This window comes from Christiangramia crocea, from assembly GCF_022410465.1.
Taxonomy (GTDB): Bacteria; Bacteroidota; Bacteroidia; order Flavobacteriales; family Flavobacteriaceae; genus Christiangramia; species Christiangramia crocea.
Genome location: NZ_JAJSON010000020.1, coordinates 179750 through 199014 on the forward strand (window position 1 = coordinate 179750; position 19265 = coordinate 199014).

14 protein-coding genes are annotated in these 19265 nt (G+C 41.4%); 2 read left to right on the top strand and 12 right to left on the bottom strand.

Annotated elements, in window-relative coordinates; all coding sequences use genetic code 11:
• The 4 genes from LU635_RS09885 to LU635_RS09900 all read right to left on the bottom strand — a co-directional run bounded on the left by LU635_RS09885 (window position 1) and on the right by LU635_RS09900 (window position 7641).
• Entirely contained in the window at window positions 1–1335 is a 1335-nt protein-coding gene (locus LU635_RS09885; protein WP_240098663.1) for a TolC family protein, read from the bottom strand.
• Window positions 1319–4522: an efflux RND transporter permease subunit gene (locus tag LU635_RS09890; protein WP_240098665.1), complete on the bottom strand. Its 3204-nt coding sequence runs from the start codon at window positions 4520–4522 to the stop codon at window positions 1319–1321. The genes LU635_RS09885 and LU635_RS09890 overlap by 17 nt, the downstream gene beginning before the upstream one ends.
• Window positions 4519–5661, bottom strand: coding sequence for an efflux RND transporter periplasmic adaptor subunit (locus tag LU635_RS09895; protein ID WP_240098667.1), 1143 nt, complete (start codon window positions 5659–5661; stop codon window positions 4519–4521). The genes LU635_RS09890 and LU635_RS09895 overlap by 4 nt, the downstream gene beginning before the upstream one ends.
• A gap of 63 nt (window positions 5662–5724) precedes the next feature.
• Entirely contained in the window at window positions 5725–7641 is a 1917-nt protein-coding gene (locus LU635_RS09900) for an ABC-F family ATP-binding cassette domain-containing protein (protein ID WP_240098669.1), read from the bottom strand.
• Between the two features lie 65 nt (window positions 7642–7706).
• Between LU635_RS09900 and LU635_RS09905 the strand changes: the two genes are divergently transcribed.
• Window positions 7707–8093: a DUF983 domain-containing protein gene (locus tag LU635_RS09905; protein ID WP_240098672.1), complete on the top strand. Its 387-nt coding sequence runs from the start codon at window positions 7707–7709 to the stop codon at window positions 8091–8093.
• On the opposite strand, the gene LU635_RS09910 is transcribed toward LU635_RS09905, so the two are convergent.
• From LU635_RS09910 to LU635_RS09945, 8 genes are all read right to left on the bottom strand, one after another.
• Window positions 8090–9148 (bottom strand): NAD(P)/FAD-dependent oxidoreductase, encoded by a 1059-nt coding sequence (locus tag LU635_RS09910; protein ID WP_240098673.1) that lies wholly within the window; start codon window positions 9146–9148, stop codon window positions 8090–8092. The two genes, LU635_RS09905 and LU635_RS09910, sit on opposite strands and share 4 nt — an antisense overlap.
• Window positions 9149–9245: 97 nt before the next feature.
• A complete protein-coding gene (gene porN, locus LU635_RS09915) occupies window positions 9246–10139 on the bottom strand; it encodes a type IX secretion system ring subunit PorN/GldN (RefSeq protein ID WP_240098675.1) in 894 nt (297 codons plus the stop codon).
• Between the two features lie 12 nt (window positions 10140–10151).
• Window positions 10152–11693 (bottom strand): type IX secretion system motor protein PorM/GldM, encoded by a 1542-nt coding sequence (gene porM, locus LU635_RS09920; RefSeq protein ID WP_240098677.1) that lies wholly within the window; start codon window positions 11691–11693, stop codon window positions 10152–10154.
• Window positions 11694–11743: 50 nt separating this feature from the next.
• Window positions 11744–12391, bottom strand: coding sequence for a type IX secretion system motor protein PorL/GldL (porL, locus tag LU635_RS09925; RefSeq protein ID WP_240098679.1), 648 nt, complete (start codon window positions 12389–12391; stop codon window positions 11744–11746).
• A 55-nt stretch (window positions 12392–12446) separates the two neighbouring features.
• Window positions 12447–13811 carry a T9SS ring complex lipoprotein PorK/GldK gene (porK, locus tag LU635_RS09930; protein ID WP_240098681.1) on the bottom strand — a complete coding sequence of 455 codons (1365 nt, stop codon included), beginning with the start codon at window positions 13809–13811 and terminating at the stop codon, window positions 12447–12449.
• A 115-nt stretch (window positions 13812–13926) separates the two neighbouring features.
• Window positions 13927–15087 (bottom strand): formimidoylglutamase, encoded by a 1161-nt coding sequence (locus tag LU635_RS09935; protein WP_240098683.1) that lies wholly within the window; start codon window positions 15085–15087, stop codon window positions 13927–13929.
• A 3-nt stretch (window positions 15088–15090) separates the two neighbouring features.
• Window positions 15091–17598, bottom strand: coding sequence for a type I DNA topoisomerase (gene topA / locus LU635_RS09940; RefSeq protein ID WP_240098685.1), 2508 nt, complete (start codon window positions 17596–17598; stop codon window positions 15091–15093).
• Window positions 17599–17761: 163 nt separating this feature from the next.
• A complete protein-coding gene (locus LU635_RS09945) occupies window positions 17762–18784 on the bottom strand; it encodes a hypothetical protein (RefSeq protein WP_240098687.1) in 1023 nt (340 codons plus the stop codon).
• A 156-nt stretch (window positions 18785–18940) separates the two neighbouring features.
• Here LU635_RS09945 and LU635_RS09950 point away from each other — a divergent pair, with 156 nt between their 5' ends.
• A complete protein-coding gene (locus LU635_RS09950; RefSeq protein ID WP_240098689.1) occupies window positions 18941–19162 on the top strand; it encodes a hypothetical protein in 222 nt (73 codons plus the stop codon).
• Window positions 19163–19265 lie beyond the last annotated feature (103 nt).

Here is a 19265-nt window from a genome sequence, read left to right on the forward strand (position 1 = left end):
TTACAACTCAACATTCAGTAACTGACCGGTTAACTGAAGCACTTGCAATTCTGCAAGCTTTGCATCATACTTTGCAAGATTAAGACTGGTCCTGGCATCAAGAAGGTTTATCTGTGCCTGCCTGAACTCTATGGAGGTGATCCTTCCCAGTTTATACTGTTCTTCAGACCGGTTAAAATTATCAAGGTTGGTTTCTACATTTTCCTGCTGAACATTCAAAATATAAAGTTTATTGCGGTAATTCCCCAGGGCATTTGCTATATCCCTGCTAACTTCACTTATCAACCGGCTTTTAATGATCTCCTGATTCTGATATCTGATCTTAGAGTTCTTAACCTGTACGCTGGTCCTCCCGCCATCAAAAATATCCCATCTAAGGCTCAGACCAGCCGCAAGGCCATCTGTTGTGGTAGTTGAACCGGGAAAGAATGCTGTAGCAGCACTTTGATTCCGGTTCCAGCCATAGGAACCGGTAAGCCCTAAAGTAGGCAGATAACCTGATTTACTAATCTTGATATCGTAATCGCTTATTTCAAGATCTTTTTCTATCTGAAGCAAGGAGACGTTGTTAAGTTCAGCCTGATCAACAAAACTCTCCAGCTCAAGTTCAGAGATAAAACTCACTGTAGTGTCTACCTGAAATTCATTCGCATTCACATCCCGGTTAAGCAACACGTTAAGATCTCTCTTGGTATTTCGAAATAACTGTTCGGCCTCTATAAGCGCAATACTATCGTTATTCACGTCTACCCTCGCATTCAATACAACCAGATTATTGGCCTGGCCATACTGAAACTGATATTTAGCTCTTGTAACCCTGTTCTGCGAGATCTCCAGGCTTTCTTCCAGCACACCTATATTTTCTGATAAACGGGCGACCTCATAATATACGCTCATGATCTGCAGGATTGTATTCTCAATGGTTTCCCTGGCTTGGAGCTGAGAAAGATCATATTGTTCCTTTAGACTTTGGTAATTATATAATCTTCCAAGACCATCAAATAGGGTGTAGTCCAGATTTATAGAAGCGTTATAACGAGTGTTCTCAATATCCTGCTGATCCACTACTTCTCTCCCATCTGGCTCTGTAAGCCGGTCGTTGATATCATAATTTGCACCTGCAATTCCACTAAGGCTGGGTAGATATCCGGAATTCCAGATGCTTTGATTATTTTCTGCTATTTCCACATCATTCCTCGCAAGCCTTATCCCGAAGTTTTCCTCCAGAGCCCTGGCAATGACTTCATCCTTGGTTAAGACCGGCTGCTGAGACCAGGAAGGACAGGAATAAAAAAGGCTAAAAACAAGAATTATTAGACTATGTAATACTTTCATGCGATGCTGATTCTTTTTTCTCTTTAATAGCTCTTTCCATTTCTTCTTTTGCAGGCTTTTCTCCCGTTCGTAACCAATATCCGCCAACTTTTATGCTATTGCTTATAGAAAGTAATAAAGGCAGCAGAAGTAAGGTTAGGATGGTAGCAACAGCAATTCCATACGATATGGATATTGCCATTGGTTTAAGGAATTGTGCCTGCCTGCTTTTTTCCAGTAATAATGGTGCTAACCCAGCTATAGTGGTAAGCGATGTAAGAAATATCGCCCTGAATCTTGACCTGCCTGCCTCATAAAGTGCTTTTTTGAAATCCATTCCTTCCCGTAGGAAGCTATTATATTTTCCAATAAGCACAAGACCATCATTCACCATAATTCCCACGAGAGCTATGATTCCAAGGGCTGAAAGCACATTAATTGGAAAATCATGAAGCCAGTGACCCCAGGCTACTCCAATAATACTAAAAGGGATCATGATCATTAGCAGGAACGGCTGACTATAACTTCTGAATGTAAAGGCAATAGTTGCATAGATCAGGAACAGAATAATAGGTATAACCTTGGCCGCAGAGCTGGATAGCTTGGAGGCTTCCCTGTTCTGCCCTTCATAGGAAACCGTTATACTCGGATATTTTTCAAGGAGTGGCGGAATCACATTTGCCCGCATATCTTCCAGTATCTCGGTAGAGCTCCCGTTTGGATCTTCCATATCTGCCGAAACACGAATCTCCCTCATCCCGTCCAGGTGACTGATGGATTCGGTTCCACGCACGATCTCATAATTGGCTATCTCATCAAAAGGCACTCTCTGGCCGGTAGGTGTAACGATTCGGAAATCGTCAAGATCATTGATAGAAGACCTGTTCTCCCTGTTATATCTTACCCAGACCCTGATCTCGTCCTGCCCACGCTGAAAACGTTGTGCCTGGGCTCCAAAGAATCCATTCCGGATCTGCCTCATAACCTCTCCAAGATCAAGACCCAGCGCATAGGCATTGTCTTTTAGCTGAACGTTGATCTCCTTGATCCCTTTTGGATCATTGTCGGTCACATCCTTTAACAGGGAATTATTCTCAAGATTTTGTTTTAACTCTTCCTTGGCAGCCTCAAGTTCTGCCATATTATTTCCTAAGAGGGATACCGAGATCGGGGAACCTCCAAAATTTCCTCCCGAGCCAAAAGTAAGGCTCTCCACACCATAAACGGGACCTACTTCATCTCTAATCGCATTGGTGATCTCAGGAGAACCGAAATCTCTTTCTTCCCCGGGTAGTAAGTTTACCTGTAAGGAAGCCTTATTATTTCCGGGGCCAACTCTTTTTATTATATTTTCAACTACCTGTTTATTGCCGGTTTGTTTTTCCGTATATTCTTCATTTACCCTCCATGCAGCTGCTTCCACCATAGTGATAATGGAATCTGTCCTTTCGGGATTCACCCCTTCCGGCATCAACAGGTCTATGCTCACCCTGTCACTTGCAATACTGGGAAAGAGAGTAACCCTTATCCAGTTACCACCAATGGCTCCGATGGTAAGAATAAGTACTGCAGCAAGTATAGCAAACGCCATTACCTGTTGGGTAAGAATAAATCTTAATACCGGACTATATATCCTGTCCCTCATAAAGACCATTACCCGGTCTCCCAGAGCGTTTATTTTGCGCATATGCTGGAAGAATCTGGCCAGCCCTTTTTTAGGGCTACCATTCTCTTCCCTTTTTCTTAAGGCTTTTGAATGTGCTATGTGTGCGGGTAAAATAATAAGCGCCTCGACTAATGAGATGACCAGGGTTAAAATTACTACCGTAGAAACCTCTCCAAAAAATTCACCTATCCGGCTATCCAGGAAAAGGAAGGTCGCAAATGCGAGAACCGTGGTGATAATTGCCGAAAGGATGGGGGGCACTACTTCCATAGTACCATCAAGGGCCGCCTTTATCGGGCTTTTTCCCATTTCAGAATGCTGATAGATATTTTCAGAGATCACGATCCCGTCATCTACCAAAATTCCTATCACGATTATCATCCCGAATAAGGAAAGGACATTAATGGTCACTCCAAGCGAACCTGCGAAAATGAACATTCCAAGAAAAGCTACCGGAAGTCCGAATGCCACCCAGAAAGCCAGCCGTAAATTCAAAAAGAGAGAAAGAAAGAACAATACCAGCAAGATCCCCACAAATCCATTCTCCACCAGCAACTGTGTCCGTTGCCCCAGTGTAATGGAAGCATCGCTCACAACATTCAGCTGAACATTGCTGTTCTTCTGATTGAATTCCTCTATGTATTCATTTATCTTTTCAGCAGTGGAAAGAAGATCTTCGCTGTTAGTATTACTAATGGAAACATTCACTGCAACATTACCATTAAAATAAAGTGCATTTGGAGTCTCTGAGAACTGATCCCTTACCATGGCCACATCTCCCAGTTTTACGATCTCTCCTGCAGGATTCGATTTGAGCACGATATCATTCAAAGCATCGGCATAATATGCCCTGTTATTGGCACGAATAAGATAATCTTCCGCATCGGTCTTAATAGTCCCTCCTGTAGAAAGAATGTTGGAATTCCTTACGGCCTGTGCCACCTGTTCAAAAGTAAGGTTATAGGCCAAAAGGTCGTTCTGGCTTACAGCTATCTCTATCTCTTCCTGCGGAAAACCGGAAATTTCTATCTGGGAAACTCCGTCTAGTAACCTTAGGTCGTTCTCTATTTGCTGACTTATTCGCTTAAGAGTAGCAAGGGGAACATTCTCCCCGCTAACGGCAAAACTTATGGTCTCCCTTACAAATTCCTGTTTTGAAACCACAAGTGGCTCCATACCTCCCGGGAATGTAGGAACGCGGTCTACCGCATTCTTCACTTCGGTAAGCATGGCGTCTATATTCTCTCCTCTTTCAATCTCCACCGTAATGGAACCTCCGCTCTCTCTCGCTACTGAAGTCACCCGATCTATTCCTTCAAGCCCCTTCAGGTTATCCTCTATTTTAAGGATTATCCCTTCTTCTATTTCTTCAGGCGCTGAACCAGGATAGGCAATGCTGATATTGATGATTCTGGATTCCTGTAAAGGGAAAAATGAAGATTTCATATTCATCACCCCTATGACCCCAAAGATCACAAAGGCAATGATCACGACATTTACCGCGACCCCGAACTTTATAAAGTAATTGATAAGATTTCTCAAGATTGTTCCTTTTTAAGAAGGTCTTTCTGACCTTCAACCTTCACCAGCATTCCAGAATATGCTCCCGGCACATTTGCCGAAAGTATTCTTGTTCCATCTTCAAGACCCTTTATTACTACCGTATTGTTAGTGAAATACACCGGGTTCACATCTACCAGGTTAAGTGTACTGTCCTGAACCACAAAAACCCGGGATCTTTCTACCAGCAACTCCCTTGGGATCTCTATGGCGTTTTCTTCATCTTTGGCATCCAGTTTCGCCTCCAGATACATTCCTTCACTCAACTCAGGATTTTCTACACGAATGAACACCCGGATACTTTGAGTTTCCGGATTCACTTTTCCGTTGATCCTGCTTACAGTCCCTTCATAGGTTTCAGTGCCTTCCAGGTTTGCAAGTTCCACTTTCTTTCCTATTTCAAGAACATCACTGAATTTTTTTGCGATAGAAACCTCCAGCTCATAAACACTGGGATCTATATATTCTCCCAGTTTCTGTCCCGGTCTTATAAGAGTTCCCCTATTCACCAGGGCTTCAGTAAGTATACCATCATAGGGTGCAATTATACTATATTTTGAAAGTCGCTCTTCCAGATTTTTCACATTGTAGTATGCTGAAATTATTCCGCGGCCAGTAATGAAATACTGTTCCTGCTCCGTATCTGTCTCAGGAAGTGCAGGAACCGGTTTTGAGATATCAAAATTATTGAGATACTTCTCCCATTTCTGAAATGCATCAGGATAATCCAGTCTTAGATCTGGCATTAGAGAGGTTATATTATTATAAAGATCACTCTTCGCCGCCTGCACACTGGCGCGGTATTCTTCTGAATCTATACTCAGCAACACCTGGCCTTTGCGATATTCTTGCCCCGGACGGAAATCCTTACTGCTATATCTAAAAATGCCCTGTACTTCTGAATATAGTTCCATTCTGTGAAGGGCCGTAATATTCCCATTTGCGGGAACTACAATAGGTACGGTCCGATTCCTTACCGTATCTATAAATACACTCTTCACAGTTTTCGTGACGGGAGGTTTCTCCTTCACGTTACTGTCTATAATAAGTTTTGCGCCAAAAATGGCAACAATAATGAGCACAATGCCCAAAGCAGATAGAATGATCTTGCGTTTATCCATAATATCTATTAAGACTGAAATTTGTCCATATGGTTTAATTGTAAATTGAAATTCGATACATTTTTAACTCAATCCCTCCAGATCGAGCTGGAGTTCCTCCCACTCTTCCATGAGTTTCTCAAGTTTCTTTTTGGAAGCATTATAGTTATTGAGAAAATCGGGTTTAGTTACCGTATTCTCATAATTCTCTGCCAACTGTTTGTCTTTCGCCTTCAAATCTTTTTCGAGCTTTGTTATTTTGGCTTCCGTTTTACTCAGTCGGTTTTTTAATTTTTTTATTTCTTTTTGATCGGAAAAAGATCTTTTCTCGGCACTCTCATTTCGTGGCTTTGACGCTTTTACTTTCTCGCTCTTTTCCACTGCCCTCATATCCTGAAGTTTTCTCTGCTCCAGGTAATAATCTATATCGCCAAGATACTCTTTGATCTTATGATTCCTGAACTCATAGATCCTGCTTGTTAGATTCTGAAGAAAGTCCCGGTCGTGAGAAACGAGGATCAGGGTGCCTTCAAAATTCTTTAAAGCTTCCTTTAAGACGTTCTTTGATTTGATGTCTAAATGATTCGTGGGCTCATCCATTACCAGCACATTGAAGGGTTCCAGTAACATCTTGCATAATGCAAGTCTGTTCCTTTCACCTCCAGATAACACCTTCACTTTCTTTTCCACTTCATCTCCGCGGAAAAGGAAAGCTCCCAGCATATCCCTAACCTTTGTCCTGTTTCTTTCGTTCGCTGCATCTTCCATAGTTTCCAGTACGGTTTTCTTACCATCAAGATACTCAGCCTGATTTTGTGCGAAATATCCCAGCTGAACATTATGTCCAAGTTTCAATTTTCCCTGATGCTGAATTTCTCCAATGATGATCTTAGCCAGCGTGGTTTTCCCCTGCCCGTTCTGACCTACAAAAGCGATTTTGCTTTGCCTTTCGATCAGGAAGTTTACATCCCTGAGCACCTTCTTATCTCCATACGATTTTTCCAGGTGCTCCGCCTCAATCACCACCTTTCCCGGATTTAGGGATACAGGAAAGTTGACCGCCATCACCGCATTATCATCTTCATCCACCTCAATACGATCTATCTTCTCAAGTTTTTTAATGAGGGACTGAGCCATCGAAGCCTTGCTGGCCTTAGCGCGGAACTTATCTATAAGTTTCTCTGTGTTCTCGATCTCCTTTTGCTGATTTTTCTGTGCTGCCAACTGTTGGTCACGCAGTTCCTTTCTGAATTCAATAAATTCAGAATAAGGTTTACGGTAATCGTAGATACTTCCCAGGGAGATCTCTATACTGCGATTGGTAACATTATTGAGAAACATCTTATCATGCGATACCAGCATCACCGAACCGGGATAATTGTTAAGAAAACCTTCAAGCCAGATGATACTTTCAATATCAAGGTGATTAGTAGGCTCATCCAGCAGCAGAATATCATTGTTCTGGAGCAGTAATTTAGCAAGCTCTATCCTCATTCTCCATCCGCCGGAAAAGGTGTCTGTAGGCTTATCAAAATCTTCCCGTTCAAAACCAAGACCCTGAAGAACTTTTTCAGTCTCTCCCTCATAATTATAGCCGCCAATGATCTCATACTGATGAGTGATCTCACTAAGATCCTGAATCAACTGGTTATAAGATTCGCTTTCATAATCTGTACGGGTCGCCAGTTGCTCATTGATATGAGCCATCTTTTCTTCCAGCACCTTGATCTCTTCAAAGGCCTGGTGAGCTTCATCCACTACGGTCCTTCCTCTTTCAAAATCCAGATCTTGCTTTAAAAAGCCTATTTTAAGCTCTTTATCCTTGGCGATCTGTCCCGAATCATATTCCTGTTCCCCGGAAATAATCTTAAGTAAGGTGGATTTTCCGGCACCATTTTTTCCGATCAATCCCACTCTGTCCCCGGCTCCCAACCTAAAACTGATCTCATGGAAAAGATATTCTCCACCGAATGAAACTGAAAGATTATGAATATTAAGCATCTGTAACTTATATAACTTTATAATTCCTGCAAAGATGCTTAAATTTGCTATGCAAAAAAAATTAGATGAGCCTTCTTAAAGGAACCAAAATTTACAGCATTCTTACCGGCACCTGTCCCGTCTGTCACGAAGAAAGTATGTATATAGAATCAAACCCATACAAACTCAACCGGGTATATAAAATGCATGAACGCTGCTCGAACTGCGGCACTAAATATAAGATTGAACCTTCCTTTTTTTATGGGGCTATGTATGTAAGCTATGCTGTGGGAATAGCATTTGCAGTGGCCGCTTTCGTGATCTCATATGTATTCCTTGGCGCCAGTCTTATGGGTGCTTTTTTGTCCATTGTTGGCACTTTAATAGTGTTCATGCCGGTGATCATGCGTTTATCTAGAAATATCTGGATCAACATTTTTTTTAAATACAATAAAAACTCGGGAAAGAATTAATTCTTAGAATAATATTTTTGGGTAAACCGCTGAAGGTCGATTTCCAAATCCAGGGGCTTGCCATTTTCTATGTTTTCGATAAGCTCTACAGCCATATTAGGAGCTATAAGTACTCCCCGGCTTCCAAAGCCATTACAGCAATAAAGATTGGATATTTCGGGATGTTCTCCCACAAGGGGCCGACGATCAGCCACAGCCGGGCGAATCCCAGCTACCTGATCTACTACTTCAAAATCACATTTTATCAGTTCTTTCAACTGACCTATAAGGCGCTCTTTTGCCTTGGTAGTCGTTTCAGGAGTTTTATCACTATGGTCGTAGGTAGCACCCACCTTGTAAAGGTTATTTCCCAGTGGAAGCAAAAACACCGAAGACTTCACCGCGAAGTCGAGATTAAGATCTTCCGAGTAAATAGTGATATACTCGCCTTTATTTCCATTTAGAGGCAGGTAGTCAAAATACGGGTTTTTCTTTAGGCCATAGCCTTCACAAAAGACAATATTAGTAGTTTTAAGGCCTTTATAATCAAAATGATCCTTCTCTATCTTAAGAGCGGAATAGTCAAACCTTTCATCTTTAAATGTGCCTTTATCCTTAAGATAAGCACTATAACTATCCAGGAGATTTTCCGTATCGATATTCCCGGTATTCAATACCTTTCCCAGAGAATGATCAGCGATTAAGTTGGGGTTGGAATTCTTTTTTAAGTCGGGATCCAAAAAAGGGGATAAAGAGGATCTGTCTGCCGCCACAAACCATTCATTCCGTTCTTCAACCGAATGAAATCTTCGGTAAATATTCCAGTTATGAATAAGTCTTACATGAAGTTTCTGTTCCAGCTGCTCATAAAAAGGAATGGCTGATTTAATCTGTTCAGCGGCCTTCCAGGCTGGAGTGAATCTTTTCAGAATTACAGGATTGAAAATTCCTCCTGCCACATAGGAAGAGTTTTGAGAATTATCTTCATAAACAACAAACTTCTTATTCCTTTTCTCCAGTTCTTCTGAAATAGCGACACCGCTGAGTCCGAGACCAACAACTATATAATCCAACATGGGTTAAAGATATTAAGCCTGTTAGCTAATATCAAGAAATAGGAATAAAAAAAAGCGCTCGGAAAGGAGCGCCTTATATTTTATTAAAGCAAGTGGATTAATAACTCCACATATCCTGTTCAAAATTCCTGATCTGTTCTTTGATTCGTTGTGACTCGAGTAGCTGCATAAATGCATTATCCGCAATGTACTCGTCAATAGCACGGTCTCCCTGCACGTTATCTTCTTTATAGATGACACCGTCAAACCTTCTGGAATTCAACAAATGATCAAATGAAATGGTCTGCGAAGTATTACCTCCGGTGAATACCTTAGCATCGTGCAAAACCTCTCTGGCATCCGGATACCATACCCAGAACAATTCAACAAGATCGGTTTGCCCGGAATCTATAAAGTTAACATCGGGAGCTACCGGGGCAATCCCCAGCAAACGATATTTCAACTCAGCCAGACGCTTGTCGAAATACCAAAGGCCACGAATATGATATTCCGCAATATCAGCTGAACCAAGATCACGACGATCTATAAACTGTTCATCAACTTCTTCACCGGCATTGTATTGTTCAATACCAAGATCGGTTGTATCTACTTTGGAAAGTGTTGCTCTGATATCCTTCAAGGTTCTTTTTTCAGTGAAATAAGAATCAGCATAAATATTCTCGATCTTACCTTGTTTAATCGCGCTTACAAGAACATCATAAAGCGACCTCCTGTTTGTGCCTATATTATTGGTATCGATAGGATAATAAAGAGGGAAATTCACCCTTTCATCAAGATCGATGATCTCCCACACCCCTTTAGACCATAAGATATCGCGGTCACCCACATATCCATACTCCAAAGGCTTATCTTCTTTATCTACCAAGGCCTGAGCTTCCGATTTTTTCCCAATATCCTCAGGTTTATCGGCGTTCAGGATGTTTGCCTGACCGAAAGAAGACACACCTATCATCATCACAAATCCATATACGAAAAATTCTTTCAAGCTCATTTCTTTAAAATTTTAGTTTGTAAGCTCTATCACTACAGGGGCAACCTTCTTAAGCTTATAGCTTGAGTTCCCAGCAAGAGAAGCTTCAATATCATATATCTGAACAGACTCTCCACGACCAGCACGTCTAAGTGCAGCCTTAGCCCTGTCATCTAATCTACTACCATTCACAATGATGGTTGGCTGTCCCGGAACCTTGAACTTAAACCCGGTAACATTCAGATTGAGGTCAAAATCAAAATCCGGAAGGGAGGCTCCAACGCTGGCGATCTCAAGACTGTTTCTCTGCATAGACACCGCGCCGTCTTCTCCACGAATGGTTCCTACAGGTCGTGGAATATCTTTTACTCTAAAGGTCTTTCTGTCTGAAACAGTTTTTCCTCCAGGAAGATTACCACTAACACTAATGGTCACTTCTCTCGCCTGTAATGTAGTTACGTCCATCAAATAATTTCCGGTACCTCCCGCAGATCGTAAACCAGGAGCATTAGCACTTACATTGCTCACACCGGGAATAGAAATCGTCATAGGGTTTTGAACCCCGCGATAAACTACATTCATCTTATCTGCAGAAATAACTGCTGAATTCGGCAACGGTATCACGTTATAGGAATCAGAAATCGAAATACTTTTCAGGGAATCGTTCTCCATATACTGAAGCTCACCCGAAATCTTTTGCTCTCCAACATTCCCAGCAGGAAATTCAAGCATTACCTGACCGGCCTGAGTATTTTCAACTTTTTTGCCGTTTATCACCACATTTTCAAATTGAAGTGTGTTATCAAAACGTCCTAAAACCACTTTCCCTGTGAAGTTCTCTCCACTAAAGAAAGCAGGTTTACTCGGAATTACAATTGCTTCATAATTTTTTAAAGAAACATCACTTTGCAGCTGACCTGAAAGCATAGATGACAGGATTTCACTCTCTGTATTCTTAATATCAGCCTGTAACTGAGTAAGCTGAGTAATAGAAGCAACTAAAGGGAAACCTTCGAATCTGTATTTTAACCAAGGCACCTGGGCTCCTTCAACATTTTCAGGCTCTGTAGCAAATGTTTTATCGATGTTTACCTTACTCGCAATAGCAGGATAACTACTGCTAAGAATTTCAGAAACACTTTCTCTATACTGCTGAATATTGTTCAGGAATTCTTCACCTTTTGGCGAAATTCTACCGGATTGAAAGAACATTTCGTCCATTGCGGTAGATTGATCCATAGTCTCATAATCTTTTGGGTCATCTACGGAATTTTTCAATTCTGATTTGATACCTTCAATATACTCACTAAGATTCGTAGAAAGTTCATGAATTCTATCAGCATCTTCTTTTATAGAAGTATATTTTGCAGGTTGCTCTTCTACCTTGGTAGCCAGCCCTGCCATTAATGCGTTATTTCTTTCAGCATAATTTGCTGTAGACGCAGTCAATTTTTCATTCATAAGTCCAAAAGCGGTAAGTACCTCCTTGGACATATTTAATGCCATCATGGCGATGAAAACCAGATACATCAGGTTTATCATCTTCTGCCTTGGCGATTGTTTTCCGGATGCCATGTCTAATTAGTCTTTTTAATTAATAAAAACAGCTTAATTGATAGATTCAATTAGACTCTTGCTTTTCCGTTCATTGCAGTTAACATGCCACCATACACATTGTTCAGTGAAGCCATGTTATTTGCGAGTGAATCCATTTGTGCTTTAAGTTTACCCGCATTCTCGGCAACCTCCTGGTTAACCTCAGCCTGTCTGGCAGCAGATTCTACCTGGGCTTTATAGATATTGTTCAAAGTCTCCATTTGTGCAGCGGCAACGCTAAGTTCTTCACTGTATTTCTTTTGAGAGGCCATGGAATCTACAGTAGGGGCTATTCCTTTAGCGGCTCCTTCAAAATTTCTAATACTTTCTCCCAGAGAAGTCATCAGACTTGCATCAACCTTAGCCTCTTTCAGCATTTCATCCAGCTTTTTGGATAGCATTCCTTCTGCTTCTTTCTCTTCAGCAAGGGCCGTGCTTCGCCCCCTTGTTTCACCTCCCGCAAGTTCGGGGTATACAAGTGACCAGTCCACTTCATCATCTACAGGTTCAAATGCCGAATAAGCAAATACCAGGGCCTCTACGATTAGTCCTAATATTAACATTGGATTACCTCCTGGCCAGTGCATGATTTTAAAAAGGGCACCTAAAATAACTACAGATGCTCCCAAACCATACACCATATTGGTAAGTTTCTTTGTGGATCTTGAATTTGCCATAACTCTTAATGTTTAGATTTCTTGGTATAAATAGGTTTAAGTATACTAAAATAAATTAACGATTATCCTGGTTCAGGGTAACATCAGTTCCGAGATAGTCCTGGACAGTTCTAAAGCCAATATAACTTCTGGCTGAATCCATATATTCATAATCTCTGGAACTTACCTGAAGGAAATATGCAACATCCTTCCAGGAACCTCCTCTAACCACTTTTCTACGATCTTGTGGATTGTTAACGGTAGGGTTCATCGTAGACATATATTCATAGGAACCGGGATCGTATGAAGAATCGACCCATTCTGAAACGTTTCCGGCCATATTATACAGCCCGTAATCATTTGGATCATATGATTTAGCTTCCACAGTATAAAGTGCCTGATCAGCAGCATAATCACCCCGCAGAGGCTTAAAGTTTGCCATAAAACAACCACGGTCGTTCAGTGTATAAGGCCCTCCCCATGGATAAGAAGCTCCTTCCAGACCTCCTCTTGCAGCATATTCCCACTCACCTTCGGTTGGTAATCTATATGAGGGAACATTTGCATCACCCTTAACACGACGGAAGTCATTATGATATTTGGTTCTCCACTGTGTAAAGGCCCTTGCCTGTTTCCAGGAAACCCCCACAACGGGATAGTCGTCGAAAGCGCTATGCCAGAAATAATCGTTGTGCATAGGCTCATTATAAGAATAGTTAAAATCTTTGATCCACACGGTGGTATCGGGATAGACCGCTACTTCCTCATGTTTTATGAAATTGCTTCTATCGCCCTGAGTACGGGCCGCTGCCTGAATATCCATCCAGGAATATTTGAATTTAAGCTTTTTTACGTCGATGGTGCGCTGACCGTTATACACCTCATCCAAGGGAATGTACATCGAGTCCATCACTTCTGCATAATAAACATCAGGATAATCTTCTGTATCCCAAATAATATCTATGTCCTTATTAAGTTTTCTGGTTTCATAATCATCGGTTGGACCTCCCTGCCCGTATGTATTGAGCATATATTCCTGATACGGTGTAAGATTTTCAGGATCGGCATCTGCAAAAGCGAACTCCCCAATACCATCATCACCGGGGACAGCCCCCTGCATTTCGGCCATAATAGCCAGGTTAACCCTTACAATAGAGTCCCGAACATAATTAACAAACTGTCTGTATTCTGAATTTGTAATCTCCGTCTCATCCATATAGAATGAACGCACCGTCACCGTTTTTGGAGGCGCATTCTTCTGGCCGGCTATATCATCATCAGATTTACCCATGATGAAAGAACCACCGGGAATCAATGTCATACCATAAGGTTTCTCCGGATTCCACTTCTTCCCCTCCGCACCTACAAGCTGTCCACGATCGCCACCACCACAGCTCGAAAGCAAGGCCAGAACAGCAATGAGCGAAATATACTTCTTCATAATTATCTTAGGTTAAGACATTTTGATTTACGGCAGTAAACCTATCTAATTATTTTTTAAAAAACAATATTTCAGGTAAAAATACAGTAAATCAAGTTAATGCCTGAATACATTTTTAGACTTCGTTTTTTCTTTTGGCTTTATACCATCTTTCGGGAATTACCTGATTACAAGCTTCGAGATAATCCTCCTCGCTGCAAGGTAATAACGTATGCTTTTTTAATTTAGTATTTACATTTAACAAAAACGGAATTTCTATCCACCAGCGCCCACTCACAGGACTCTTAAAAAATACCAGCACCTCGTCATCTATAGGTACCTGATATCTTATAAACTCTTTTTTTGCCGAAATAGTATTTTCATTGGTACGATAATTTACGCCCTCTATAAAATACCATATAATTTGGGAAATAAGCGTATTTGCGAGGTTTCCCAGCATATCATTGAATTCGTAGATCCCAAATGAAGAGACCTTGTCGCTAATTCCGGCATACCTGGCAAGAGCACAAATCTCCCTTCCGTTAAAACCATTTGGAGACCTAAAATAATCTGTATTAGCCGAAGCCGAATCAATAGATCCCAGATCAAGTCCTACCAGATTCGCACTCCTGAATATAGGCTCCATCAACGAAAGATCTGAAGTAACTTCACCCAGTCTATAAGCTTCAAAAAACAGTCTTTCTACCAGCTCAATTTCTTCCTGGGAGTTGAAATAAGTTTGATAACCAACTGTAGTATAATTAAATAAATTATAAGGCTTATCGATTACGATTTTTCCTACATAAGATTCATTGCTGATCATCTTTTCGGCATCCCCGAGATCAAATTTTCTATCAATATTCACGAGGTTAACCATCTGATCCAGTTTATCATACGCCCTGTATTGTGCATAAACAAGATCCTGACTTCCCCCAAGAATAATTGGTATTACATCGTGTTTTATTAAACTTTCAACCAGATTCTGAACAGCAAAATAAGTATCTTCTACTGTTGCACCAGCCTCAATATCTCCAAGATCGGCCAGTTTTAGTCCCCAGTTACCGGGATACAACCTGTATAACTGACTTCTTAATTGATAAAAAACCGGAGCCTCGGTTTTACGCAGAGCTCTCCTGGTTTCTCTTATTCCAAAAATTGCAACGTTCACACCTTCCATATCAGGAAAGCCGGATCTCTCCGTATGAAGTCTCATCCGGGGCCCGATACACTGAGCATTTAAATGACTGATCTCCTCCAGCAGTTCATCGTCTACCGGACTAAGAAAATCAAACTCCATATATTATTTCTTTTTCGTAGTTTTTTTCTTTTTGGTACTTCTTTTGGCCGTGGTCTTCTTTTTAGTTTTGCTTTTCTTCTCAAGGATTTCCTTTACTTCCTCAAGGGTAAGCTCCTCAGCTTTTGTGGTCTTTGGCAGCTCTACTTTGGTTCTTCCTTTTATCACATTGAATCTTCCCCATCGTGCCTTCTCGACCCTGATACCTTCATCTTCCCAGTGATGTATAAGCTTATCACGTTCCTTTTTCAGTTTATCTTCAATGAGCTCTTCTATATCTTCTGCGGAAAGGTTATCAAAATCGTATTTTTTGTTTACGTTGATAAATATATTGTTCCACTTAAGATACGGGCCAAACCTTCCCACTCCTTTCTGAACGGGCATATTTTTATATTCGTATATAGGAGCATCTGCTTTTTCCTTCTCTTTTATAAGTTCCATAGCCCTGTCAAAATCAACGTTCAATGGATCCTCCCCTTTTTCCAGCGAAACAAATTTCTTACCGAAACGCACATAGGGGCCATAACGTCCATTATTCACCTCAACGGCCTCTCCCTTGTATTCTCCTAACTTTTTAGGCAGTTCGAACAAAGCCATTGCCTCATCATAAGTAAGGGTTTCCATATTCTGGTCGGGGCTTAGACTTGCAAATTTTGGTTTTTCATCATCCTCCACGGTTCCTATCTGTACCATAGGTCCGAATTTTCCAAGCCGGACACTTACTGGCTTCCCGCTTTCAGGATCTTCACCCAGCACTCTCTCTCCTACTTCCCTATCAGCATTCTTGGCAACATCCTGTACATGAGGGTGGAAATCCTTATAGAATTCCTTCATCATAGCCTTCCACTCCTTGTTACCCTCCGCAATATTATCAAAGCTTTCTTCAACCTTTGCCGTGAAATTATAATCCAGGATATTGGAGAAATGATTCACCAGAAAATCGTTCACCACCATCCCGGTTGCGGTAGGCACCAGCTTACCTTTGTCACTACCAACGGTTTCGGTTAATGTTTTCTCTGAAAGCTTATCATTTTTCAGCCTGAACTGAACATAATCCCTTTCAGTTCCATCTACCGAACCTTTTTCGATATAATTCCTGGTCTGTATAGTTGAAATGGTAGGCGCATATGTTGAAGGACGGCCAATACCAAGCTCTTCCAGTTTTTTCACCAGAGAAGCTTCGGTATAACGATAAGGAGGCCTGGTAAACCTCTCGGTTGCAGTTATATATTCATTATTCAGAGGCTGATTCTCCTTTAATGCCGGAAGCATTCCGCTTTGTTCTTCATCTTCCTCATCACTGCTTTCCAGATAAACTTTCAGGAATCCATCAAATTTGAGTACCTCACCATTGGCAGTGAAATGGCTGTTATGTTTATCAGCTTCTATCTTAACATTTGTTCTTTCCAGCTGGGCGTCGCTCATTTGTGAAGCGATCGCTCTTTTCCAGATAAGTTCATAAAGACGCTGCTGATCACGCTCTCCCGAAATGCTGTGCTTTTGGAAGCTGGTAGGCCTGATGGCCTCGTGAGCTTCCTGTGCGCCTTTGGATTTACCCTTGAACTGACGCGATTTTGAGTATTTCTCTCCGTAAGCCTTTAATATCTCATTTTTAGCACCCTTCCTGGCGTCTTCAGAAAGGTTTACACTATCGGTTCTCATATAAGTGATATGACCAGCCTCATAAAGACGCTGTGCCATCGTCATTGTCTTACTTACCGAAAAATAAAGTTTTCTGGCTGCTTCCTGCTGAAGCGTAGAAGTGGTAAATGGCGGTGCCGGATTCTTCTTCGCAGGTTTGGTAGTTAATTCGGCAACCTTAAAGTTGGCACCTATATTATCTTTCAGAAATTTTTCAGCCTCTTCTTTAGTTTCGAAATTCTTCGGAATCCTGGCCTTGAAGCTTTTTCCGTCTTCAGTAGAGAACTCTGCATCTATCCTGTAGGACGCCTGAGGGTTAAATTCCTGGATCTCACGCTCACGTTCCACAATAAGTCTTACCGCAACTGACTGTACGCGACCAGCAGAAAGTCCGCCCTTAACTTTTCTCCAAAGTACAGGTGAAAGCTCATATCCTACCAACCTATCGAGGACCCGTCTTGCCTGCTGGGCATTTACCAGGTTATAATCTATTCCACGTGGATTCTCAATCGCATTAAGGATCGCAGATTTTGTGATCTCATGGAACACAATACGTTTTGTTTTGTCATCCTTAAGCTTGAGTTCCTCGGCCAGATGCCATGCAATGGCTTCTCCTTCCCGGTCCTCATCACTCGCAAGCCATACTGTCTCGGCTTCTTTCGCGAGACCTTTCAGCTTTCTTACTACATCTTTTTTGTCTTTGGAGACAATATATTTAGGTGTAAAATCTCCTTCGGTATCCACACCAATCTCTTTAGTGGGCAAATCGGCAATATGCCCAAAGCTGGAAGCGACTTTAAAGTCCTTTCCAAGAAATTTTTCTATGGTTTTAGCCTTCGCGGGAGACTCAACAATCACTAAATTCTTAGCCATAAATCTGTTGGTTTATAACTGCAAAAGTATATCAAATTTTTCTTCCTCCCGTTAAACTTGAATTAAAACCGGGGGTCAGCTTCTTTGAAACGCCTGAATTTACAGCAGTTTTAGAGAATTAAAATTTCCTTTTTGGAGAAGTATTAAAAATTAATTCCTGCACTTATTCGGTATGAAAGAAAAGGGACGAAACACCCTGAAGGCCATATTTAAGATCTGGAGAAATATTTCCATCAATGGAAGTCGCATCGTTAAAAGCCAGGATTCGACCGCCTCCATTCAGTGTTTCGGCAACGAAGATCACATTGTAATTAGAGTCGTAGATCACATTCACAGGATTACCGAGCAAGGTATTATTCCCTGCAATCCTTAACTGGTCTTCAGCTTTCACAAACCCACCACCGGAAGCTCCATTAAATTTAGCTTCAAAATCCTGAATAACATGCAGGGCTCCATCGCTATTCGACTCAGCCTCCCCGATATCTGAAAGCACCATAGTGCCATCTTCGTGATGAAGTCCGTGTGAGCGAACGAGCCCCTGGAAAGCGACGATCTTATCTGCAGTAACTATTCTATTGAGGGCGTGCATAGAAAGAAAATTGCGAAAGACCGCAATCTTATTGGTCTCATCCACGGCCGCATAGAGGTCGCCCCCTATAAACTCAATACCCCATACCCTGAATTTGGTGATAACCACATTTCTCAGTGTAAAGCCTGTACTTCCCTTTGTGTAGATAAAAAGCCTTCCTTCTGAAGTCTGTTCATCCTCGTCAAGATCTGTATCGTCTGAAACGATATAAAAATTACCACTTACTGCCAGATCCCTGGGACTTTCAAGATCGGTACTACTAATGAATTCCGGTTCAAGGTCAACAGAAATACCCGACTGAAAATCACCCAGCCCTGTATAGCTCTCCAGGATGGAACCCGATCTCGAAACCAAGGTAAAAGAATCTTCTTCGGGAGAAAAGTAGATGCCTTCCGCATCAGAAGACGTGGTGTTAAAGGTTGTGACATCTCCGGTATTGATATCATATCTCTTAACCTGCCCGCTATGAGTGGTAGCATACAAATGAGCAGTTCCTGAGGTTCTTACATCCCTGTTTAAATTATCATCATTATTGCATGACCAGAAACTCAAAGCTGCACACACTCCCATAAACAGACCCGATCGTTTGAATCTCATACTTTTTTATTTGCGAATATATTGTTTTAACGAATAAAACTCCAGCATAGTTTATATGAGTTAAATATCTGTTATTTGGAATTATCTTAACGCATTTTTCCTTTTGATTTTTCATATTAAGTAAAAGAGAAGAAATAATCAAAAAAAGATAAAAATATGAATCTCGCGCATGTATTAAAATTAGCAGGAAAGTTTGTAGTAAGAGGCTTCGTCTTCAAGGCAGGGAAAAAGGCTGCAGTGAAAGGCGGAAACGTAGGGATTGCTGCCGGCGCCCTGCTGGCAGGAGGATTCTTAGCTTATCAGTTAATGCAGGAACGAAAAAAAGATAAAAAGGCAAAAAACAGGATCACCACCAGCGATGATAAGATAGTGGTATAAAACCGGGACCAAAACATATACCCGGATCGTATATCTAGGCTTCATATCACAATTTACCCGGATTAAACCCAAATACCTATATTGAAGAATAATCCACACAATC